This window comes from Streptomyces massasporeus (genome assembly GCF_014648995.1).
In the GTDB taxonomy this organism is placed as follows: Bacteria; Actinomycetota; Actinomycetes; order Streptomycetales; family Streptomycetaceae; genus Streptomyces; species Streptomyces massasporeus.
This window is the reverse complement of sequence record NZ_BMSE01000016.1, coordinates 97287-119390: the sequence shown is the minus strand read 5'-3', so window position 1 is coordinate 119390 and position 22104 is coordinate 97287. Positions and strand designations below refer to the sequence as shown.

The 22104-nt window shown below is 70.8% G+C and carries 16 protein-coding genes, 1 pseudogene and 1 riboswitch; of the genes and pseudogenes, 7 read left to right on the top strand and 10 right to left on the bottom strand.

From position 1 onward, the window contains the following. Position 1 precedes the first annotated feature (1 nt). Positions 2-166, bottom strand: a riboswitch (cyclic di-AMP (ydaO/yuaA leader). Positions 167-368: 202 nt separating this feature from the next. Together IE153_RS29610 and IE153_RS29605 are read right to left on the bottom strand one after the other, a co-directional pair. Further along, positions 369-1757, bottom strand: a complete 1389-nt coding sequence (locus IE153_RS29610; protein ID WP_097221345.1) for a M16 family metallopeptidase — start codon at positions 1755-1757, stop codon at positions 369-371. Then, a complete protein-coding gene (locus IE153_RS29605) occupies positions 1754-3133 on the bottom strand; it encodes a M16 family metallopeptidase (RefSeq protein WP_189592849.1) in 1380 nt (459 codons plus the stop codon). Before IE153_RS29605 ends, IE153_RS29610 begins: the two co-directional genes overlap by 4 nt. A gap of 342 nt (positions 3134-3475) precedes the next feature. On the opposite strand from IE153_RS29605, the gene IE153_RS29600 reads away from it, so the two are divergent. Further along, positions 3476-5932 (top strand): DNA gyrase/topoisomerase IV subunit A, encoded by a 2457-nt coding sequence (locus IE153_RS29600; RefSeq protein WP_189592848.1) that lies wholly within the window; start codon positions 3476-3478, stop codon positions 5930-5932. Here the strand turns inward: IE153_RS29600 and IE153_RS29595 are convergent. Next, on the bottom strand, positions 5929-7011 hold the full coding sequence (locus IE153_RS29595; RefSeq protein WP_189592847.1) for a CobW family GTP-binding protein: 1083 nt from the start codon (positions 7009-7011) through the stop codon (positions 5929-5931). The two genes, IE153_RS29600 and IE153_RS29595, sit on opposite strands and share 4 nt — an antisense overlap. A 373-nt stretch (positions 7012-7384) precedes the next feature. Between IE153_RS29595 and IE153_RS42615 the strand changes: the two are divergent. Together IE153_RS42615 and IE153_RS29585 are read left to right on the top strand one after the other, a co-directional pair. Then, positions 7385-7958, top strand: a pseudogene (locus IE153_RS42615) (DUF6082 family protein). Between the two features lie 185 nt (positions 7959-8143). After that, positions 8144-8305, top strand: a complete 162-nt coding sequence (locus tag IE153_RS29585; RefSeq protein ID WP_189592846.1) for a hypothetical protein — start codon at positions 8144-8146, stop codon at positions 8303-8305. 169 nt (positions 8306-8474) lie between these two features. Here the strand turns inward: IE153_RS29585 and IE153_RS29580 are convergent, their stop codons facing one another. Then, entirely contained in the window at positions 8475-9635 is a 1161-nt protein-coding gene (locus IE153_RS29580; RefSeq protein ID WP_189592845.1) for a citrate synthase/methylcitrate synthase, read from the bottom strand. Positions 9636-9745: 110 nt separating this feature from the next. On the opposite strand from IE153_RS29580, the gene IE153_RS29575 reads away from it, so the two are divergent. The 4 genes from IE153_RS29575 to IE153_RS29560 all read left to right on the top strand — a co-directional run bounded on the left by IE153_RS29575 (position 9746) and on the right by IE153_RS29560 (position 14555). Continuing rightward, the gene (locus IE153_RS29575) at positions 9746-11059 is read left to right on the top strand and encodes a citrate synthase (protein WP_189592844.1); all 1314 of its coding nucleotides are present in this window, start codon (positions 9746-9748) and stop codon (positions 11057-11059) included. Between the two features lie 53 nt (positions 11060-11112). After that, entirely contained in the window at positions 11113-12057 is a 945-nt protein-coding gene (locus tag IE153_RS29570; RefSeq protein WP_189592843.1) for a ferredoxin family protein, read from the top strand. Positions 12058-12201: 144 nt separating this feature from the next. Next, positions 12202-13875 carry a sensor histidine kinase gene (locus IE153_RS29565; protein ID WP_189592842.1) on the top strand — a complete coding sequence of 558 codons (1674 nt, stop codon included), beginning with the start codon at positions 12202-12204 and terminating at the stop codon, positions 13873-13875. Next, positions 13875-14555: a response regulator gene (locus IE153_RS29560; protein WP_189592913.1), complete on the top strand. Its 681-nt coding sequence runs from the start codon at positions 13875-13877 to the stop codon at positions 14553-14555. Before IE153_RS29565 ends, IE153_RS29560 begins: the two co-directional genes overlap by 1 nt. Before the next feature lie 72 nt (positions 14556-14627). Here the strand turns inward: IE153_RS29560 and IE153_RS29555 are convergent, their stop codons facing one another. From IE153_RS29555 to IE153_RS29530, 6 genes are all read right to left on the bottom strand, one after another. Beyond that, positions 14628-16220, bottom strand: coding sequence for a monocarboxylic acid transporter (locus tag IE153_RS29555; RefSeq protein WP_189592841.1), 1593 nt, complete (start codon positions 16218-16220; stop codon positions 14628-14630). Continuing rightward, complete coding sequence (locus IE153_RS29550) at positions 16217-16777, bottom strand: DUF485 domain-containing protein (RefSeq protein WP_189592840.1); 561 nt, start codon at positions 16775-16777, stop codon at positions 16217-16219. The genes IE153_RS29555 and IE153_RS29550 overlap by 4 nt, the downstream gene beginning before the upstream one ends. 68 nt (positions 16778-16845) lie before the next feature. Beyond that, complete coding sequence (locus IE153_RS29545) at positions 16846-17529, bottom strand: response regulator transcription factor (RefSeq protein WP_189592839.1); 684 nt, start codon at positions 17527-17529, stop codon at positions 16846-16848. Next, on the bottom strand, positions 17526-18677 hold the full coding sequence (locus tag IE153_RS29540; RefSeq protein WP_189592838.1) for a sensor histidine kinase: 1152 nt from the start codon (positions 18675-18677) through the stop codon (positions 17526-17528). The genes IE153_RS29545 and IE153_RS29540 overlap by 4 nt, the downstream gene beginning before the upstream one ends. Further along, positions 18674-19198 carry a DUF1453 domain-containing protein gene (locus IE153_RS29535; RefSeq protein ID WP_189592837.1) on the bottom strand — a complete coding sequence of 175 codons (525 nt, stop codon included), beginning with the start codon at positions 19196-19198 and terminating at the stop codon, positions 18674-18676. Before IE153_RS29535 ends, IE153_RS29540 begins: the two co-directional genes overlap by 4 nt. Before the next feature lie 385 nt (positions 19199-19583). Beyond that, on the bottom strand, positions 19584-21707 hold the full coding sequence (locus tag IE153_RS29530) for a DNA gyrase/topoisomerase IV subunit B (protein ID WP_189592836.1): 2124 nt from the start codon (positions 21705-21707) through the stop codon (positions 19584-19586). Positions 21708-22104: the final 397 nt, after the last annotated feature.

The window sequence follows — 22104 nt, the reverse complement described above, 5'->3', positions numbered from 1 at the left end:
TCCTTTCCTTCCCTCTCGCCTACCGGGTTAGCTGACGGGTTCGGAGCAGGAAGGTCTCCTACGGACTCCCTCGCTACCAGCGCGGGCGCCCGATTCACCCCAGGGACTGCGATGGGTCCCCGGCTCCCCTGGCTCGCGCCGTACGGGGACTCGGCGATGACTGTCCGGTGCCGCGGGTGCGGCGCACTGCCTGACGAACAGCCCGGATGACGCTAAGCGGCGCCACTTTCAATTCCCAAACGAATCCCGGCTTTTGTAGCGCATCCCACAGGGCAGACAGGCAACTCCCATCCCAATTCGGACATAAAGGGGCCCTGGTGCCTTTGAAGACAACCAGGGCCCCTGCGCGCGTGTCGTTCCGCGTGCCGCTACTCGGCGGCGACGACGGTGACTTCGCCGATACCGAGGGCCTCGACCGGCGCCTTGATCTGCGCCGCGTCACCGACGAGGACGGTCACCAGACGGTCCACCGGGAAGGCGCTCACGGCCGCCGCGGTGGCCTCCACGGTGCCGGTCGCGGCGAGCTGCCGGTACAGCGTGGCCTGGTAGTCGTCGGGGAGGTGCTGCTCGACCTGGTCGGCCAGCGTGCTCGCGACGGCCGCCGCCGTCTCGTACTTCAGCGGCGCCACACCCACCAGGTTCTGCACGGCGACGTCCCGCTCGGCGTCGGTCAGTCCCTCGGCGGCGAGGGTGCGCAGCACCGTCCAGAGGTCCTGGAGGGCGGGACCGGTGTTGGGCGTGTCGACGGAACCGCTGATGGCGAGCATCGCGGCACCCGTGCCGTCCGGGGCGGACCTGAGGACCTGACCGAACGCCCGTACGCCGTAGGTGTAGCCCTTCTCCTCGCGCAGGACACGGTCCAGGCGGGAGGTGAGGGTGCCGCCGAGGCAGTACGTGCCGAGCACCTGCGCGGGCCATACGCGGTCGTGCCGGTCCGGCCCGATCCGGCCGATCAGCAGCTGCGTCTGGACGGCGCCCGGGCGGTCCACGATGACGACCCGGCCGGTGTCGTCGGCGGTGACCGGAGGCACGGGGCGCGGCTCGGCCGAGGATCCCGTCCAGGCGCCCAGCGTGTCCCCGAGCAGGGCGTCCAGGTCGATGCCGGTGAGGTCGCCGACGACCACGACGGTGGCCGTGGCGGGGCGGACGTGCTTCTCGTAGAAGGCGCGTACGGCCGCGGAGTCGATGGCGGCGACGGTCTCCTCGCTGCCCTGCCGCGGCCGCGACATGCGCGCGTCCGCCGGGAACAGCTCCTTGGAGAGCTCCTTGGCGCCGCGGCGGGAGGGGTTGGCCAGCTCGTGCGGGATCTCGTCGAGGCGGTTGTTGACCAGCCGCTCGACCTCGCTGTCGGCGAAGGCGGGCGCCCTCAGGGCGTCGGCGATCAGGCCCAGGCCCTTGGTGAGCCGGGAGGCGGGCACCTCCAGGCTGAGCCGGACGCCGGGGTGGTCGGCGTGCGCGTCGAGGGTGGCACCGGCGCGCTCCAGTTCCGCGGCGAAATCCTCCGCGGAGTGCTTGTCCGTGCCCTCGGAGAAGGCCCGGGCCATGATCGTGGCCACACCGTCGAGTCCGGCCGGCTCGGCCTCCAAGGGTGCGTCCAGCAGCACCTCCACGGCGACGACCTGCTGGCCGGGACGATGGCAGCGCAGCACCGTCAGGCCGTTGTCGAGCGTGCCGCGCTCGGGGGCCGGGAAGGCCCACGGCCGGGCGTCGCCCGCCTGCGGCCGGGGGTGGAAGTCCATCGTGGCGAGCTCGGTCACTTGGCCGCCTCCTCGTTCTCGTCGGCCGCGGCTGCGGTGGCGTCGGTGGTGCCGGTGTCCTCGGCGGTCTCGTCGGCGACGGGCTCGTAGACGAGCACCGCGCGGTTGTCGGGTCGCAGGCGGGCCTTGGCGACCTCCTGGACCTCCTCCGCCGTGATCTCCAGCACGCGCTGGACGGCGGTCAGGGCGAGCTGCGGGTCTCCGAAGAGCACGGCGTACCGGCACAGTTCGTCGGCGCGGCCCGCGACCGTACCGAGCCGGTCCAGCCACTCGCGCTCCAACTGGGCCTGGGCGCGCTCCATCTCCTCGGGCGTGGGGCCCTCCTCGGCGAACCGGGCGAGCTCCTCGTCGATGGCGGTCTCGATGACCGGAACCTCCACGTCACCGGACGTCTTCACGTCCAGCCACCCCAGGGAGGGCGCGCCGGCGAGCCGCAGCAGGCCGAAGCCGGCCGCCACGGCCGTACGGTCGCGGCGCACGAGCCGGTTGTAGAGGCGGGAGGACTCGCCGCCGCCGAGGACGGTGAGGGCCAGGTCGGCCGCGTCGCACGCGCGCGTGCCGTCGTGCGGCAGCCGGTAGGCGGCCATCAGGGCACGGGCCGGGACGTCCTCCTCGACGACCTCGCGCAGCTGCTCGCCGATGGTCTCCGGCAGCGCCCCGTCGCGCGGGGCGGGCTTGCCGTCGTGACCGGGGATGGAGCCGAAGTACTTCTCGACCCAGGCGAGCGTCTGCTCCGGGTCGATGTCGCCGACCACGGAGAGCACGGCGTTGTTCGGCGCGTAGTAGGTGCGGAAGAACGCGCGCGCGTCCTCCAGGGTCGCGGCGTCCAGGTCGGCCATCGAGCCGATCGGGGTGTGGTGGTAGGGGTGGCCCTCCGGGTAGGCGAGGGCGGTCAGCTTCTCGAAGGCGGTGCCGTAGGGGACGTTGTCGTAGCGCTGGCGGCGCTCGTTCTTGACGACGTCCCGCTGGTTCTCCATCGACTCGTCGTCGAGTGCGGCCAGCAGCGAGCCCATGCGGTCGGCCTCCAGCCAGAGGGCGAGCTCCAGCTGGTGGGTGGGCATGGTCTCGAAGTAGTTGGTCCGCTCGAAGCTGGTCGTGCCGTTCAGCGAGCCACCCGCGCCCTGGACGAGCTCGAAGTGGCCGTTGCCCTTGACCTGCGCGGATCCCTGGAACATGAGGTGCTCGAAAAGGTGAGCCAGGCCGGTACGCCCCTTGACTTCGTGGCGCGAGCCGACGTCGTACCAGAGGCACACCGCCGCGACCGGGGTCAGGTGGTCCTCGGAGAGCACCACGCGCAGGCCGTTGGCCAGGCGGTGCTCGGTCGCTGTCAGGCCCCCGGAGCCTGCCTGGGCTGTGGCCGTGTGACCCATGGGCATGTACGTCCCTTCGATCGCTGAGCGGTTGTTCAGACCGCGGATTCCTGCCGGTCCTGCCACTGTATGCAAGCGCGCGAAGCCCTGGTGAAGTTCCCGGCGGCGACCTCGGCCCGACAGCACGAGAGACGCCCCGGGCAGGGTCCTGGTCCCGGTTGTCAGTGCGGCGGTCCACAATGGTCCGCGTCAGTTCTCGTTCACGCTTCAGCATGAGCGAGCCGAAGGGCGCGCCGGTGATGAGAGGGCGAGCGCGCGGAGGCCCGAAGGGTTGAGCACGATCGGCCTCTCATCACCGGCATCAGTGCCCGTAGGCGAGCGACCAGGAAACAGAAGGAGCCGGCAGCGATGGCCCGCCGCAGCACGAAGACCCCGCCGCCCGACGACTCGTACGAGGAGCGGATCCTCGACATCGACGTCGTCGACGAGATGCAGGGCTCCTTCCTCGAGTACGCGTACTCGGTCATCTACTCCCGCGCCCTGCCGGACGCACGCGACGGCCTCAAGCCGGTGCACCGCCGCATCGTCTACCAGATGAGCGAGATGGGCCTGCGCCCCGAGCGCGGCTACGTCAAGTGCGCCCGGGTCGTCGGCGAGGTGATGGGCAAGCTGCACCCGCACGGCGACGCGTCGATCTACGACGCCCTCGTGCGCATGGCCCAGCCCTTCTCGATGCGGGTCCCCCTGGTCGACGGCCACGGCAACTTCGGTTCGCTGGGCAACGACGACCCGCCGGCCGCCATGCGGTACACCGAGTGCCGGATGGCCGAGGCGACGAGCCTGATGACGGAGTCGATCGACGAGGACACCGTCGACTTCAACCCCAACTACGACGGCCAGGAGCAGGAACCGGTGGCTCTGCCCGCCGCCTTCCCGAACCTCCTGGTCAACGGCGCCTCGGGCATCGCGGTCGGCATGGCCACGAACATGGCGCCGCACAACCTGCGCGAGGTCATCGCCGCCGCCCGCCACCTGATCAGGCACCCGAACGCGGATCTCGACGCGCTGATGAAGCACGTCCCGGGCCCCGACCTGCCCACGGGCGGCCGCATCGTCGGCCTGTCCGGCATCCGGGATGCCTACGAGTCCGGCCGCGGCACGTTCAAGATCCGGGCGACGGTGTCGGTGGAGCCCGTGACGGCCCGCCGCAAGGGCCTCGTCGTCACGGAGCTGCCCTTCACGGTCGGCCCCGAGAAGGTCATCTCCAAGATCAAGGACCTGGTCGGCTCCAAGAAGCTCCAGGGCATCGCCGACGTCAAGGACCTCACCGACCGCGAGCACGGCCTGCGCCTGGTCATCGAGATCAAGAACGGCTTCGTGCCGGAGGCGGTGCTCGAGCAGCTCTACAAGCTGACGCCGATGGAGGAGTCCTTCGGCATCAACAACGTGGCGCTGGTGGACGGCCAGCCGCTCACGCTGGGCCTGAAGGAGCTCCTGGAGGTCTACCTCGACCACCGCTTCACCGTCGTACGGCGGCGCTCGGAGTTCCGCCGCTCCAAGAAGCGCGACCGGCTGCACCTGGTCGAGGGTCTGCTGACGGCCCTGCTGGACATCGACGAGGTCATCCGCCTGATCCGCTCCAGCGAGAACTCCGCGCAGGCCAAGCAGCGCCTGATGGAGCAGTTCTCGCTGAGCGAGGTGCAGACGCAGTACATCCTCGACACGCCGCTGCGCCGTCTGACCAAGTACGACCGCATCGAGCTGGAGTCGGAGAAGGACCGGCTCAACACGGAGATCGAGGAGCTGACCCGGATCCTCGACTCGGACTCCGAGCTGCGCAAGCTGGTCTCCTCCGAACTGGCCAACGTCGCCAAGAAGTTCGGCACCGACCGGCGTACCGTCCTGCTGGAGTCGGGCGGTGCCCCGGTCGCGGCCGTGCCGCTCCAGGTGGCCGACGACCCGTGCCGGGTGCTGCTGTCCTCCACGGGGCTGCTGGCCCGTACGGCGAACGGCGAGCCCTTCACGGAGGAACCCGGCGCCAAGCGCGTGAAGCACGACGTGATCGTCTCTGCGGTGCCCGCCACCGCCCGCGGTGAGGTGGGCGCTGTCACCTCGACGGGCCGGCTGCTGCGGCTGAACGTGGTCGACCTGCCCCAGCTCCCGGAGTCGCTGCCGACGCCGAACCTCGCGGGGGGCGCGCCGCTGGCGGAGTTCGTCACCCTGGAGGACGACGAGACGGTGGTCTGCCTGACCACGCTCGACGAGTCGTCGCCGGGCCTGGCACTCGGCACGGCGCAGGGCGTCGTCAAGCGCGTGGTGCCGGACTATCCGGCCAACAAGGACGAGCTCGAGGTGATCACCCTCAAGGAGGACGACCGGATCGTCGGCGCGGTCGAGCTGCGTACCGGCGAGGAGGACCTGGTCTTCGTCACCGACGACGCGCAGCTGCTGCGCTTCCAGGCGTCCCAGGTCCGCCCGCAGGGGCGTCCGGCCGGCGGTGTGGCAGGCATCAAGCTCACCGAGGGAGCGAAGGTCATCTCCTTCACGGCGGTGGACCCGGCCGTGGACGCCGTTGTCTTCACCGTCGCCGGCTCGCGGGGCACGCTGGACGACTCCGTCCAGACGACGGCCAAGCTGACCCCGTTCGACCAGTACCCGCGCAAGGGCCGCGCCACCGGCGGTGTCCGCTGCCAGCGGTTCCTGAAGGGCGAGGACTGCCTGTCCCTGGCCTGGGCGGGCCCCGTCCCCGCGCTCGCCGCGCAGAAGAACGGCACCCCGGCCGACCTCCCGGACATCGACCCGCGCCGCGACGGCTCGGGGGTGTCCCTGGCCAAGACGGTGGCGGTGGTGGCCGGGCCGGTCTAGGCCGGGTCCGCGCCCTGCTCCTCGGAGTCGCGTACGTACCGCAGGACGCCCCACATGCCGTGCTCGTCGGCATGTGGGGCGTCGCTCGTGGACGCCTTCAACTCCTTCTCGAGCGCGGCGGAGTCGATCCCCGAGCCGATGAGGACCAGCTGGGTGAGGCGTTCGCCGCCGGCCGGCCAGGGCTCCGGGTAGAAACGCAGGAACCGCCCGACGGCATGGACGGCGTAGCGGTTGCGGACGTCGTACGGCCCGAAGTCGACGTAGCCCTTGATCCGGTACAGCCCTTCGGGGCGGCTGTCGAGGAACGTCATCAGCCGGCGCGGGTCGAGGGGGACCGGGGAGGCGAACGAGAGGCTGTCGTAGGCGGCGTGCAGGTGACCGGCGTGATCGCCCTCTTCGTGGCGGTCGGCTTCGTGGCGGTCGGCTTCGTGCAGGTCGTCGAAGGACAGCTGCCCGATGCGCTCCTCGCTCAGCCGGCAGTCGAAGAGGAACTCGGGGTCGATCCGGCCGTAGGTGGCCGGGACGACGGCGGCACGGTCGACGAGGGTCCGGACCAGCCCGAGCACGCGTTCACCGTCCGCCGCCCGGTCGAGCTTGTTGACCACGACGAGGTCGGCCAGCGCGAGATGCCGGTCGATCTCGGGGTGCCTGGCCCGGGTGTCGTCGAACTCGGCGGCGTCGACGACCTCGACGAGCCCGCCGTACACCACCCCCGGGTGCTCGCTGGCCAGCAGCATCCGCACGAGTTCCTGCGGCTCGGCGAGACCGCTGGCCTCGATGACGATGACGTCGATGCCGAGGCCGGGTTCCGCGAGCCGCTCCAGGTACTGGTCCAGTTCGCTCGCGTCGACGGCGCAGCACAGGCAGCCGTTGCCGAGGGAGACCGTCGAGTCGCCGAGCGCTCCCGCCACGGCCATCGCGTCGATCTCGATCGCCCCGAAGTCGTTGACGAGGGCGCCGATCCGGCTGCCGCCGCTGCGGTGCAGGAGGTGATTGAGCAGGGTGGTCTTTCCCGAGCCGAGGAATCCGGCCAGGACGACGACCGGGAGCTGCTGCGGTTTCGGACTCGGCTGGCTCACCGTGCGACCTCTCTCGCGCCGACGCGTGCACCGGCTCGCGTTCCCGGCACACGTGGGAAATGGGGATGCCGCCCCAGGATACGAGCCGTGAGATCCACGCCTGAGTGAACGATTGTTAGCAGCACTCGCGGGGCAGACGTTGGGCATGGCGCCGGTTTGTGCGACCCTCGCTTCCCTCCGTGCGCCTCCTCTCCGCCTCCCCGCCGATCAGAGCCGCTCGGCACTCTGGGAGACGGCAAGCGCCGCCCACCGCTCGCCGGTCCCCTCCAGTCGACCCGCACCCCGACGACCGGCGGACGCCGCCTGAACCGGGGGTTGACATGGCCACACAGAAATTGGGTTCCGAGGGCTGAGGGCCACCGCCTCGGCAGGGATGGGCCTGGCGGCGGGTGCCGCCGTCGCCCTGGCCCTGCAGTGGCCCGCGTTCCACGCGTTGCGCGCCCGGATCGAGCACCTGGAGGAGGCCGCGCAGTCGCAGCGCCGGACCAACTTCGCTCACCAGCAGCGTCTGCACTGGGAGTTGCTGAGCAAGGCGATGGACGATCCGGAACTGGCCGAGGTGCTCGACGCCTACGACGGACCGTCCCCCGAGGAAGCAGCGCCAGTTCCTCTTCGCCAACGCGCTGTACACCAACGCCCTGTGCTACTACCGCATGGGCAACGTGACCAGAGAGGAGTTCTTCGGCTTCGCCCGGAGCATGCTGCAGAACCCCCTCTTCAGGGAGTACTGGTACGCCACCCGCCCACACCGGGCGACCCTCGTCGACACCTCCGACGAGGCCGGACTGGGCCGCATGGTCGACGATCTGCTCGTGCAGCTGGAGGATGCGGACATCGACGAGTGGTGGGTGGTCGGGGACCCGCCGGTCGAGTGGTTCCACGCCCCGGCCGTAAGCACCACACCTCGCGGATCACCCTCCGGAACGGATCACACGGCTGGGCGGTAACGAACCCATAAACCGGCGCGTTTCCCCAGGTGTCCACAAGGTTGACTACTGCGTATCCCGCGTACCGGGTCGATCACCGCCGAACCGCCGCTCCACGCCGCCCGGTTGTCGAGGCCTCGGCCCCACAGGGCCGCATCCCACCGCCTCGTGCATAGGTCACATAAGACCTCGTGGAGGAACACGAAATGAAGAGCGACCGCACAGATGAGAAGCATCAGCAGGCACCGGCCCTGGACATCCGCATCGGCGGATTCCGCATGACGGTCCAAAGCATGCCGGTGCGGTTGTTGACGATCCTGATGACCTGTGGCGGATCTGCGTTCACGGCATGGTTCACCTCAAGGTGAACGGATACGGCATCACGTGGCGCCATGGGACAGCGGGACCTGATCACATCGGCGTTGGTGAGATCCGGCGAGGGCGGGCGAGTGCCGCCACCACCAGGCGCTCATCGCGCTGAGGCCGCGGCCGACACCTCCCGGTGCCGGGCCGCCTGCGCTCCCGCGGCGCCCTCGCTCAGGCGGGCAACGGCGCCGGTGCCTCCGGCCCCACGTACCGCGCCACCGGCCTGATGATCTTCGTGTCCTCCGCCTGCTCAAGGATGTTGGCGCTCCAGCCCACCGCGCGCCCGGCGGCGAAGGTCGGGGTGAACATCTCGCGCGGCAGGCCGCAGAGTTCCATGACCACACCCGCGTAGTACTCGACGTTGGTGTGCAGTTCCCGGCCGGGCTTCAGCTCCGCCAGGATCGCCTCGATGTGACGCTCCACCTCGACGGCGAAGTCCACCCGCGGCCCGCCGAACCCCTGGGCGACCTCGCGCAGCATGCGGGAGCGAGGATCCTCCGTGCGGTAGATCGCGTGCCCGAAGCCCATGATGCGCTCACCGGCGAGCACCCGCTGACGTACCCAGGGGTCGATACGGTCCGGGGTGCCGATCGCGTCCAGGGTGTCCAGCGCGCGACTGGGCGCACCCCCGTGGAGCGGCCCCGACAGCGCCGCCACCGCCCCGGCGAGGCACGCCGCCACGTCCGCGCCCGTCGACGCGATGACCCTGGCCGTGAACGTTGATGCATTGAATCCGTGATCAATGGTGGAGATCAGATACTGCTCGATCGCCCGCGCGTGCGGCTCGGTGGGCACCGAACCGGTCAACATGTACAGGTAGTTCGCCGCGTAGGACAGGTCCTCGCGCGGCTCCACCGGCTCCAGCCCATCGCCGAGCCGATGCAGCGCGGCGAGCAGCGTGGGCACCGCCGCGGCCGCCTCGATCGTGTCCTGCCGGCGCCGGTCCGCGGCGATGTCGTACACGGGCCGGAACCCCTTCGCCGCACCCAGCAGCGAGAGGGCCGTACGCATCCCGGCGAGCGGTCCGGAGCGCCCGCCGGCCGCGGCGATGGCCGGCAGCGCCGCTCGCACCTCGTCGGGCAGCCGACGCAGCGCGGCGGTCTCGGTCGCGAAGGCCGCGCTCCGCGCCGCGTCCGGCAGTTCGCCGTGGACGAGGAGATGCCAGACGTCCTCGAAGCCGCGGGTCCGCGCGAGGTCGACGGCCGAGTACTGCCGGTAGTGGTAGAAGCCCTCCAGACCGCGGACGTCACCGATCCGGGTGTCGGTGACGACGACACCGGCGAGCCCCCGAGGCACTTCGAGAAGAGTGGCTGCTGACCTGTTCACGGACATGACTTCCTCCCTGGACTTGATTTGACTGTCCATGATTGACTCAATGTCTGTCAATATTGATTGAATCAATACATCAGTCAATGGACCGGTGGACGGATACGGTGACCCCCATGCGCGATCAAGAGCCCGCCCCCATGGACGCGGAACGGCGGTTGAGCACCAGGGAGGCCGCCGAGCTGCTCGGCGTGAAGCCGGAGACCGTGTACGCGTACGTGAGCCGTGGCCAGCTCACCAGCCGGCGGGTGAGCGGCGGGCGGGGCAGCACCTTCGACGCCGGAGAGGTCGAGGCGCTCGCCCGGCGCAACAGGCGGGACGGCTCCGGCGGCTCCGGCTCGGGCAGCTCCGGCTCGGGCAGCTCCGGCTCGGGCAGCTCCGGCGGGGGCGATTCCGGTGGCGAGCTGTCCGTCCGCACCCGCCTCACGCTCATCGAGAGCGACCGCTACTTCTTCCGCGGTGTCGACGCGGTCGACCTGGCCACACGGCACACCTACGAGGAGGTCGCCGAGTGGCTCTGGACGGGCCGGATGCTCCCGGGCAGCACGTTCACCGCGCCCGCCGCCTTCGTGTCCGTCGCCCGCCGCGCCGTCGAGGCGCTGCCCGAACACGCCGCGCCCGCCGACCTGCTGCGAGTGGCGACGGTCGCCGCCGCGACCGCCGACCCGCTGCGGTTCGACCTGTCCGAGGACGCCGTGCTCGGCACCGCGCGCACCCTCATCCCCACGCTCGTCGCCGCCCTGCCGCCGAGGGGACACGACCGCCGTGACGAGGGCCCCATGGCCCACCGCCTGTGGACCCGGCTCTCGATGCGCAAGGACCCCGACGAGGCGTCCCTGCGCGCCCTGGACGCCGCCCTCGCCCTCCTCGTCGACCACGACCTGGCCGCCTCCACCCTCGCGGTGCGCGTCGCCGCCTCGGCCCGTGCCCACCCCTACGCGGCGGTCTCCGCCGGGCTGGGCGTGATCGAGGGCCCGCTGCACGGCGCGGCCAGCGGGCTCGCCCACCGGCTGCTGCAGGACGTACTCGAACAGGGCGACGCGGCACCCGTGATCGCGGACGAACTGCGCGCCGGCCGCCGCGTCCCGGGCCTCGGCCACCGGCTCTACCCCGGCGAGGACCCACGCGCGCGTGCCCTGTTCGCCCACCTGGAGCGGATCCCTCGCGCCGAGCCCGCCCTCCTCGCGGCCCGCGACATCGTCGAGACCACCGCCCGGCACGTCCCGCTGCACGCCAACGTGGACCTGGCGCTCGCCGTGCTCACGGTGTCCTCCGGCATGGCGCCGACCGCGGGCGAGACGATCTTCGCCGTGGCCCGCACGGCGGGCTGGATCGCCCACGCCCTGGAGGAGTACGGCGAACGCCCCCTGCGGATGCGCCCCACCGGTCTCTACGCAGGTCCGAGGCCTCCCCGGCCACTGCCGGAGTAGCGCGGGGCGGGGCCGGAATTCGCAGCGGCCGAAGTCAGGTTAGGCTCACCTCTGTGAGTACGTGCTCAAGCGTCTCCCGGGACTTCGACGAGCCCGTTTCGGGAACCGCGGCCACCGCGAGGACCTGGCTGTTGATCGAACAGCCCGGTCCGTGGGGTGCCAAGGCGCTCACTTCGAGCCACCTGGACCCCGCCCTGGGACGTGCCCTGGAGGCCGCCGCCAAGGACACGGGCGTACGGATCGCGCTCATCCGCCGCCCCGGGCGCCACGCGGACCGCCGCATGCCCACCGCACGCCGGGTGTACGTCGCGCACGTCGTCCCGGGAAACGTGTGGCTGCACAGCGCCTCGACCTCGGACCCAGGACAGCTGCTCGGCCTCGACTTCGCCGCGCTCGGCCGGGGCGACCACCGTACGTTCGACGCGCTGCTCGATGGCCGGCCCCACGCCGGTGACCCGCTCGCCCTCGTCTGCACCAACGGCAAGCGCGACCGCTGCTGCGCCCTCCTCGGCAGGCCCCTCGCGGCCGAGCTGGCGACGTCCGGGGTCGAGGGCGTCTGGGAGGTCACCCATCTGGGTGGTCACCGCTTCTCCCCCACGGTGCTGGTGCTGCCGTACGGATACGCATACGGCCGGGCCGAGGCACACTCCCTCAAGGAGGTCCTGCACGGAGCCCGGGAGGGGCGGATCGTCGTGGAGGGGTGCCGGGGCAGCTCCGCCTGGGAACGGCCCGGTCAGGCGGCCGAGCTCGCCGTGCGCACCAGGACGGGCGAATACACCGCGGAAGCGCTGAGCGTCGTCCGGACGGTCGGCTCGGCCCCGCGCTGGGAGGTGACCGTCGCCCACTCCGACGGGCGCCGCTGGCAGGTCGACGTGGCCCAGGGTGCGGCGCTGCCGGCCCGCCCGGAGAGCTGCGGGGCGTCCGTCCTCGGGTCGCCCGCGCGGATGGACGTGGTGGCGGTGCGCGAGCTGAGGATGGCGACGGCGCTGGCAGGCTGACTTGGTGCATTGACGCTGTCGGCTCTCGTGCATGGACGCTGTCGGCTCTCGTGCATTGATGCTGCCGGCCCTGCACACATTGATCTGGAGATCCACGCCACACCCGTCTAGGGCAGGCAGCCGGCCGCACGTACCGTCTTGGGTATGAGCCCCACTCCCCCCGCACGCCGCCTGCGCCTCGGCCTGCCCCGGCGGGTGTTCTCGCAGGTGCTGCTGATGCAGGTGGCGATCGCCGCGGGAGTCGCGGTGCTCGCGACCGGGTTGTTCCTCGCGCCCCTCAGCAACCAGTTGGACGACCAGGCGATGCGCCGCGCTCTCGCGATCGCGCAGACGACCGCGCAGCAGCCGGAGCTCGCACGGGACGTGAGGCAGACGCCGCCGTCGCCGAACGGTCCGGTGCAGCGGGAGGCGGAGCGGATCCGGAAGGCCACCAAGGCCGAGTACGTCGTGGTGATGGACTGGCGGGGCGTGCGCTGGTCGCACACGGACCCGAAGCAGATCGGCGGCATCGTCTCCACCGACCCCGGCCAGGCCTTGGCCGGCAAGGAGGTCATGGAGATCGACAGCGGCACCCTGGGCCGCTCCGCCCGGGGCAAGGTGCCGCTGCGCGACAGCGACGGCACCGTCGTCGGCGCGGTCTCCGTCGGCATCGCCTACGACAGCGTCCGGGCCCGCCTGATCCACGCGATCCCGGGCCTGCTCGCGTACGCCGGCGGCGCCCTGGCCGTGGGCGCGCTGGCCGCGTGGCTCATCTCCCGGCGGGTCCAGCGGCAGACCAGGGACCTGGCCTTCTCGGACATCGCGGCGCTGCTGTCCGAACGCGAGGCGATGCTGCACGGTATTCGGGAGGGCGTCGTCGCCCTGGACCGCACCGGCCGCATCCGCCTCGTGAACGACGAGGCACAGCGCCTGCTGGGCATCGGGGAGACGGTGGTGGGCCGCTCCCCCGACGAGGCGCTCGGCGCGGGCCGTACGGCCGATGTACTGGCCGGACGCGTGACCGGGACGGATCTGCTCACCGTGCGCGGGCAGCGGGTGCTGGTCGCCAACCGCATGCCCACCGACGACGGCGGCGCCGTGGCCACCCTGCGCGACCGCACCGAGCTGGAGCAGCTGGGCCGCGAACTGGACTCGACGCATGGTCTGATCGACGCCCTGCGCGCCCAGGACCACGAGCACGCCAACCGTATGCACACGCTTCTGGGACTGCTCGAACTGGAGATGTACGACGACGCCGTCGAGTTCGTCGGCGAGGTGGTCGGTGACCACCGGGCCACCGCGGAACAGGTCACGGAGCGGATCGAGGACCCGCTCCTCGCCGCCCTGCTGGTCGGCAAGGCGACCGTCGCGGCCGAACGGGGCGTCGCCCTGTGGGTGTCGGACCGGACCCGGCTGCCCGACCGGCTGGTCGACCCGCAGGGGCTCGTCACCGTCGTCGGGAACCTGGTCGACAACGCCCTGGACGCCGTCGCCGGCACACCGCACGCGCGCGTGGAGGTCGAACTGCGCGCGGAGGGGCGTACGGCGATCCTCAGGGTGCGCGACACCGGGCCCGGGATCCCGCCGGAGCACCGCGAGTTGATCTTCAACACGGGATGGTCTACGAAGAAGCCGCCGGCTCACCGCGAGCGGGGTATCGGGCTCTCCCTGGTGCGCAGGCTCGCGGAGCGGCAGGGTGGCAGCGCGACCGTCGGAGAGGCGCACGGCGGGGGCGCGGAGTTCACCGTCGTCCTGCCCGAGGCGCTGGCCGAGCCGGGCCCGGAGCCGACCGTCCTGACCGTGCCGTCAGCTCCGCAGACCACCGAGGAGAAGTCGTGATGATCGAGGTCCTGGTCGTGGACGACGACATGAGGGTCGCGCGGGTCAACGCCGCCTACGTCGAGAAGGTACCGGGCTTCCATGTCGCGGGGGTGGCCCACAGCGCCGCGGAAGCACTGCATCAGCTGGAGACGCTGCCGCTGCTGGACCTGGTGCTCCTGGACCACTACCTGCCGGACGCGACCGGGCTGGCGGTCGTCCAGGAGATGCGGCGGCGCGGCGATCAGACCGACGTGATCATGGTCACCGCGGCCCGGGACGTCTCCACCGTGCAGGCGGCGATGCGGCACGGCGCGCTGCAGTACCTGGTCAAGCCGTTCGCCTTCGCCGGCCTGCGGGCCAAGCTGGATGCCTACGCCGAACTGCGCCGCACCCTCGACGGCGGCGGAGAGGCCGAGCAGGCCGAGGTGGACCGCATCTTCGGGGCGCTCTCGGCACCGTCGGAACCCGACCTGCCCAAAGGGCACTCCCCCACCACCGCCGAGCTGGTCCGCCAGTCCCTCATGAACGCGGACGGCCCCCTGTCCGCCCAGGAGATCGCCGAGCGGACCGGAGTGAGCCGTCAGACCGCACAGCGCTATCTGAAGCTCCTGGAACGCACGGGACGGGCCAGACTCACCCTCAAGTACGGCGACGCGGGCCGCCCGGAACACCGATACGTGTGGGCGACCCGCGGCTAGGGCGACAGCCTGCCGGTTCCTCCACGAACCGGTGCCGGGCGCCCTCCTGCCATGACACCGAAGGCACCGCCCCTACGCCGCTCCGGCACCCGTCAGCGAACGCACTTCGGTCTCCGCGTGCTTGGCCTCGTCCGGGACCTCCGTCGAGGTGACAGTGCCCAGCCAGCCCGCGAGGAAGCCGAGGGGAATCGAGACCAGGCCCGGGTTCTGCAGCGGGAAGTAATGGAGGTCGACGCCCGGAAAGAGTGAGTCGGGGCTTCCCGAGACCACCGGGGACAGGACCACCAGCACCACGGCCGGAATCAGACCGCCGTAGACCGCCCACACGGCGCCGCGGGTGGTGAAGCCGCGCCAGAACAGGGAGTAGAGCAGTACCGGCAGATTCGCGGACGCGGCGACGGCGAAGGCCAGGCCGACCAGGAACGCCACGTTGAGATCCCGCGCCAGCAGACCGAGCGCGATCGCCACCACGCCGACGCCGACGGCCGCGAGACGGGCCACGGCCACCTCGCTGCGCGGCTTCCCGCCCCGGCGCCGCAGGGAGGCGTACAGGTCGTGGGCCACGGACGCCGAGGACGCGAGCGTGATCCCGGCGACCACGGCGAGAATCGTGGCGAAGGCGACCGCGGCGACGATCGCGAAGAGAACCGTCCCCCCGGTGGACCCCGCGCCACCACCCAGGTCGAGCGCCAGCAGCGGAACCGCCGTGTTCCCGGCCGCGTTCGACCCTCGCACCGCGTCCGGCCCCAGGATGGCGGCCGCACCGAACCCGAGCACGATCGTCATCAGGTAGAAGCCGCCGATGAGCCCGACGGCCCAGACGACCGAGCGGCGAGCGGCCCGCGCGGTGGGCACAGTGTAGAAGCGGGACAGGATGTGCGGTAGCCCCGCCGTACCCAGCACCAGGGCCAGCCCGAGACTGATGAAGTCGAAGCGGGCCGTCCAGTCCCCGCCGTACTTCAGCCCCGGCGCCAGAAACGCCGCGCCGTGCCCGCTGCGCTCCGCCGCCGTGAGCAGCAACCGGTCCACGTCACCGTGGAAACGCACCAGGACGAGCGCCGTCAGCACGATGGTGCCGCCGAGCAGCAGAACCGCCTTGACGATCTGGATCCACGTGGTCGCCCGCATCCCTCCCAGGGACACGTAGATCACCATGAGCGCGCCCACACCGATGACGGTCCAGTCCCGCGCCGCGTCGCTCGTGCCCCCGAGCAGCAGCGCCACCAGGCTGCCCGCGCCGACCATCTGCGCCACCAGATACAGAACGGACACCGTGACCGAGGAGGTTCCCGCCGCGATGCGAACCGGTCGCTCCCTCATCCGCGCTGCCACGACGTCGGCCATCGTGAACCGGCCGCAGTTGCGAACCAGTTCGGCGACCAGGAACAGCACCACCAGCCACGCCACGAGAAAACCGACGACATACAGCAGCCCGTCGTAACCGAACAGGGCGATGAGCCCGGTGACTCCGAGGAAGGAGGCGGCCGACATGTAGTCGCCCGCGATGGCAAAACCATTCTCCATGGGGGAGAACAGCCGCCCGCCCGCATAGAACTCCTCCGCCGAGCCCCGCCGGTTTCGGCTGACCCAGGTGGTGATCCCCAGCGTGACCGCGACGAACGCGCTGAAGAGCAGCAGCGCCAGCGTCTGGTGTTCCTCCGTCACGACGTACCACCGTTCATGCCACGCGTCAGTTCCTGTGTGTCCCATCGCAGTTCGAGCGCGGCCCTGTCCCGGCGCAGCCGCGCGTGCCGTGCGTACGCCCAGGTGAGGAGGAACGTGGACAGAAACTGCCCGAGTCCCGCCGCCATCGCCACGTTCACCGCTCCCGCCACGGGCCGTGCCATCAGATCCGGCACGGTCGTGGCGGCCACGACGTAACCCACGTACCAGGCGAAGAAGGCCACGAACGCCGGCACCACGAACCTCCGGTACCGCCGCCGCACCTCCTGGAAAGCCGCACTGCGCTGCACTTCGAGGTACACGTCGGCCGCCGCGGCCCCCGCCCCGCCCTCCGTCCGTGCCGACGGAACCACCGCAGGACCCTGCGCCCCGTCACCGGCCGACTCGCCCCACCCGGAGGCGAGGGCGTCGTACCAGGGATCGTCGTACCTGAGCTGTCCGGTCGCCTCGGCCGGGACCGGGTCATGACCGTCGAGAGGCTCGACCCAACTCTCCTGGCCGGCCCCGCCGCCACGGGGACGGCCCTTGCTTCGCTGCATGCCCAAGGATGGACAGAACGGGAAGATCCCCGACTCTTCTTCCCCTCGATCTTCACCCCTTCAGGTGACTAACCCGCTGGTGGCCGCACGATTCCTTTCGCATAGGCGTAACGCACCGCCTGCGCACGGTCCTTGAGCCCGGTCTTGGTGAAGAGATTGTTGATGTGGGTCTTCACGGTCGCCGTGGAGACATGCAGCCTCCGGGCGATCTCCGGGTTGCTGAGACCTTCCGCGATGAGGAGCAGCACCTCCATCTCCCGGGCGGTGAGCCCGTCCGGTGGCTCAGACGGCGCGGCCGGTGCGAGCCCGGCCTGCGCGAGGCGCTCCAGCAGGCGCCTCTGGATGCCCGGTGAGAGGCCCGCGTCTCCCGACAGCACGCTGTGCACGGCTCGCACGATCTCGTCCCCGCCCGCGTCCTTGGTGAGATAGCCGCGGGCCCCCGCCTCCAGGGCCGGGAACAGCGACTCGTCGTCCGCGAACGTCGTGAGCACCACGACCTGCGTCCCGGGGTGCTCCGCGCGGATCCTGCGGGTCGCCTCCACACCGTCGCAGCGCGGCATGCGCAGGTCCATCAGCACCACGTCCGGGGCGAGTCCGGCGACGAGCGCCACCGCCTCCTCCCCGTCCCCCGCGGCTCCGACGACCTCGATCCCGGGCAGCAGACCGAGCAGCATCACGATGCCCTCCCGCACCACGGTCTGATCGTCGGCGACCACCACCCGAGCGGACCTCGGCTCGGCCTCCTGCGTCATACCGGCACCTTCAGCGTCACCACGAACCCCTCCTCGCCCGGGCCGGCATCGAGGGAGCCGCCCAGCAACTCGGCACGCTCCCGCATGCCCAGCAGACCGTACCCGGCGCCCGACCCTGTCAGTTCGCCCGGCGAGCCCCCCGAGTCCCTTACATCCAGGGTCACTTCGTGCGGACGGTAGTCGAGCCTGAGGCGCACCTTGGCGCCAGGGGCGTGCTTGCGGACGTTCGTCAGAGCCTCCTGTGCCGCTCTGCGCACGGCCTGGGACGCCTCGGTCGGCAAGGCCCTGCGTTCACCCGTGACGGTGATCTCAGCGCCTCCGGCCGCGCTGACCAGCTCGTTCAGGAAGTCTTCCAGCGGGGTCAGCTCGCCGCGCAGGGCGGAGAGCGCCTGCCGGGTCTCGGCGAGGCCGCCTCGCGCCATCTCCCGTGCCGCGACCACGCGTTCGTGGACCTGCTCCCGTTCCCCTCCCCGTTCGATCAGCAACCGGGCCGCCTCCAGGTGCACGAGCTGGGCCGAGAGGCTGTGCGCCAGCACGTCGTGGATCTCCCGCGCTATACGGGCCCGTTCCGCGAGCGCCGCCGTCTCCGCCTCGGCCGCACGCGCCACCCGCTCCTGGGCGAGGAGCCGCTGTGCGCTGCCGCGGGCCTCGGCGTCGAGGCGCAGCGTGTAGCCGGCCAGGGCGATGCCGATGCCGGTGACCACCGTCGTCAGCACGTCGTCGTTCTGGACGACCCCGTACGCGCCGAGTGCCGTTCCAGCGGCGCTCAGGGCGACCGCCGCCGGCAGCCGTTCCAGCGCCGAGACGGCGCAGCCGCACCACATGACCAGGGCGGCGACGCCGAACCCGGACAGCTGGGCTGCCAGAGCGATGACCTGCAGCAGGGCGAGCGAGGCCAGCGACGGCCACAGCCGGTGCCGGAGCGTGGTCCGGAAGAATGCCCAGGCGAGCAGGGCCGCCAGCAGAACTCCCGCGGCGCAGGCCGCCGCCTTCCAGCCGCCCGCGTGGCTGTCGGAGAAGACACCCCACAGAAGCAGCCCGAGGACCAGCGTCCGCACCGTCCAGGCCAGCAGGCACCGGGAACGTGAGAGCCCCTCTCGGCTGAGTGCCTCCCGGGAAGGCCAGCGCGTCCAAACGTTCTCCCTCACACGCGCTCCCTCCCCACGGACCAGGCCGTGCCGTCACCGTACGCCCCGCTCGACGTCACTGTGGGGCGCAGGGACTGCCCGCGCCGGGCGAGAATTCCGGCCCGGACGAGCAGGGTGCCGGCGAGGCCCAGCAGCAGGGCGGAGCTGCCCTGGTGCGCACCCGCCGCTGCACCGAGCGCGAAGAGACCGGCGCGCAGGGCGATTCCGACGGCCCAGACGCCGACGCTCGCCGTGCTGCTCCTGCTCCACACCGTGCCGTCCGGCTCCGCCCAGATGCGAGTGGTCCAGGCCCAGCCGGCCCCCGTGGCCAGGCCGATGAGCAGCTCGGCACCGAGCAGGAGCGCCGAGACCGTGTGGTGGTGGACGTCGAGCAGGCCGGGCTCGCGCAGCGCGAGGACGACCAGGACCACCGGCAGGAGCCACCAGCGGCGCTCGCTGTCGATCCGGCGCGCACGGAACTGCCGGGCTATCACCACGACGGCAACGAGCACGATCAGCGACGCGTCGACGAGCCCGGACATCACGGCCTCCGTGAGCGAGAAGGGGGTATCGGCAGCGGGTGCTGCCGACGCCTTCGACGCTACGGATATCGCCAGGTCACGGGATCGGAGCGGGGGTGGATCACGGGTGGATCCTCGGCTGTGCGTCTATCCACCCGAGGGTGGAGAGACGCCTGGACGCGGCCGGGAAGGTGCGGGTGTTCAGGCGCCCCAGGCATGCCGGACCGCTGCGGCACGGGCCGGGGTTCCGGAACCCCGGCCGTACCTGGCCGTACGCGGCAGCGACCAGGTCCCGAACTCCCGGCCGTACACGACACCGGCCGGGTCTCGAGCCTCTGACCGTACGTGACAGCGACCCGGGTCCCGGCCCCCCGGCCGCGCCCAGCAAAACAGCCCGGTGCCGCGGCTACGCGTCGATCCGCGACCGGTCCAGCGTCGCCGCCGAGTTGGAGATGAACTCCTTGCGCGGCGCCACGTCGTTGCCCATCAGCAGGTCGAAGACCTGCTCGGCGGACTCCAGGTCGGAGAGGTTGATGCGGCGCAGGGTGCGGTGACGCGGGTCCATCGTCGTCTCGGCCAGCTGGTCGGCGTCCATCTCGCCGAGGCCCTTGTAGCGCTGGATCGAGTCCTTGTAGCGGATGCCCTTGCTCTGGAACTCCATGAGCTTGTCGCGCAGTTCGCGGTCCGAGTACGTGTAGACGTACTTGTCCTGGCCCTTCTTCGGCTGGATGATCTCGATGCGGTGCAGCGGCGGCACCGCCGCGAAGACCCGGCCGGCCTCGACCATGGGCCGCATGTAGCGGTGGAACAGCGTCAGAAGCAGGGTGCGGATGTGCGAGCCGTCGACGTCGGCGTCGGTCATCATGATGATCTTGCCGTAGCGGGCGGTGTCGATATCGAAGGTCCGGCCCGAACCGGCTCCTATGACCTGGATGATCGCGCCGCACTCGACGTTCTTCAGCATGTCCGTCACGGACGACTTCTGGACGTTGAGGATCTTGCCGCGGATCGGCAGCAACGCCTGGAACTCGGAGTTCCGGGCGAGCTTCGCCGTGCCGAGCGCGGAGTCACCCTCGACGATGAACAGCTCGCTGCGGTCGACGTCGTCGCTGCGGCAGTCGGCCAGCTTGGCGGGCAGCGAGGAGGACTCCAGGGCCGTCTTGCGCCGCTGCGCGTCCTTGTGCTGCCGGGCGGCGATGCGCGTACGGGCCGCGGCGACAGCCTTCTCCATCACGACACGGGCCTGCTGGGCGGCGTCCCGCTTCGTGGACGTCAGGAACGCCTTGAATTCCCTGGAGATCACCGTGTTCACGATCCGGCGGGCCGCAGAGGTCCCGAGGACCTCCTTGGTCTGCCCCTCGAACTGCGGCTCGGCCAGACGCACGGTCACGACCGCCGTCAGACCCTCCAGCGCGTCGTCCTTGACGATGTCGTTCTCGGCGACGCGCAGCAGCTTCTTGGCGCGGAGCACCTCGTTCATCGTGGCGGCCACGGCCTGCTCGAAGCCGGCGACATGGGTGCCGCCCTTGGGCGTGGCGATGATGTTCACGAACGACTTCAGGGTCGTGTCGTACCCCGTGCCCCAGCGCATCGCCACGTCGACATCGAGCTCACGGGTGACCTGGGTGGGGGTCATCTGGCCGTGCTCGTCCAGAACCGGGACGGTCTCCTTGAAGGTGCCCTGTCCGGAGAAGCGGAGGACGTCGCAGACCGGCTTGTCGTTGGCCAGGTACTCGCAGAACTCGCTGATTCCGCCGTCGAAGCGGAAGGACTCCTCGCCCTTGCTGCCGCCCTCGCCGAGCCCGTATTCGTCGCGCACGACGATGGTCAGACCGGGTACCAGGAACGCGGTCTGGCGGGCGCGCTGATGCAGCGTCTCCAGGTTGAGCTTGGCGTCCTTGAGGAAGATCTGGCGGTCGGCCCAGTACCGCACGCGCGTGCCGGTGCGGGTCTTCGGGATCTTCTTGGCCTTGCGCAGCCCGCTCTTGGCCTCGAACTTGGCCTCCGCGCCGTTCCCCGCGAAGGCGCCGGGGACACCGCGCCGGAAGCTGATCGCGTGCGTGTGGCCAGCGCGGTCCACCTCCACGTCCAACCGGGCGGACAGTGCGTTCACCACGGAGGCGCCGACGCCGTGCAGACCGCCGGAGGCGGCGTAGGAGCCACCTCCGAACTTGCCGCCGGCGTGAAGCTTGGTCATGACGACCTCGACACCGGACAGGCCGGTCTTGGGCTCGACGTCGATCGGGATGCCCCGGCCGTTGTCCCGGACCTCGACCGAGCCGTCGTCCTGGAGGATCACCTCGATGTGGTCGCAGTACCCGCCCAGGGCCTCGTCGACGGAGTTGTCGATGATCTCCCAGACGCAGTGCATCAAGCCACGGCTGTCGGTCGACCCGATGTACATACCCGGGCGCTTGCGTACGGCCTCGAGCCCCTCGAGGACGAGCAGGTGCCGCGCGGTGTAGTTGGAACCGTCCCGGTCTGCTCCTGCCAGCAGAGCTGTGGACGGCACGGACGTTTCGGCGGTCACGCGGTTCGCTCCTCGCTGAATTTCAGATGGGGCCCTCATGGGTAAGGGCGCGGCTTCAGTCACCGGTGAGAGGGTACCGAGGCCTGGTAGAGCCGTTGTAACGCCACCCTCGTCGGAAACTCACACTAGTCCACACTCGCATGCGTGTTCGATCCCTCGATGGAGTGAAGTACACATCACGTTCCCTTCCAGGCATGAACCATTTAGGCTCCGGGCACGTCCTCATGAACAACCGGCAACCCAGCCGGGAGGACCGACCACCGATACAACGCGAAGCCCCGTAAGACACATAGACACGCAATACGGCACATTCGCCGCCAACCGGCAGCAGACAGCCGCCTCGCAAGATTCTTTCGAGGAAAAGCCACGAGCGGGAACGTTTTGGGGCTGGTTGGAT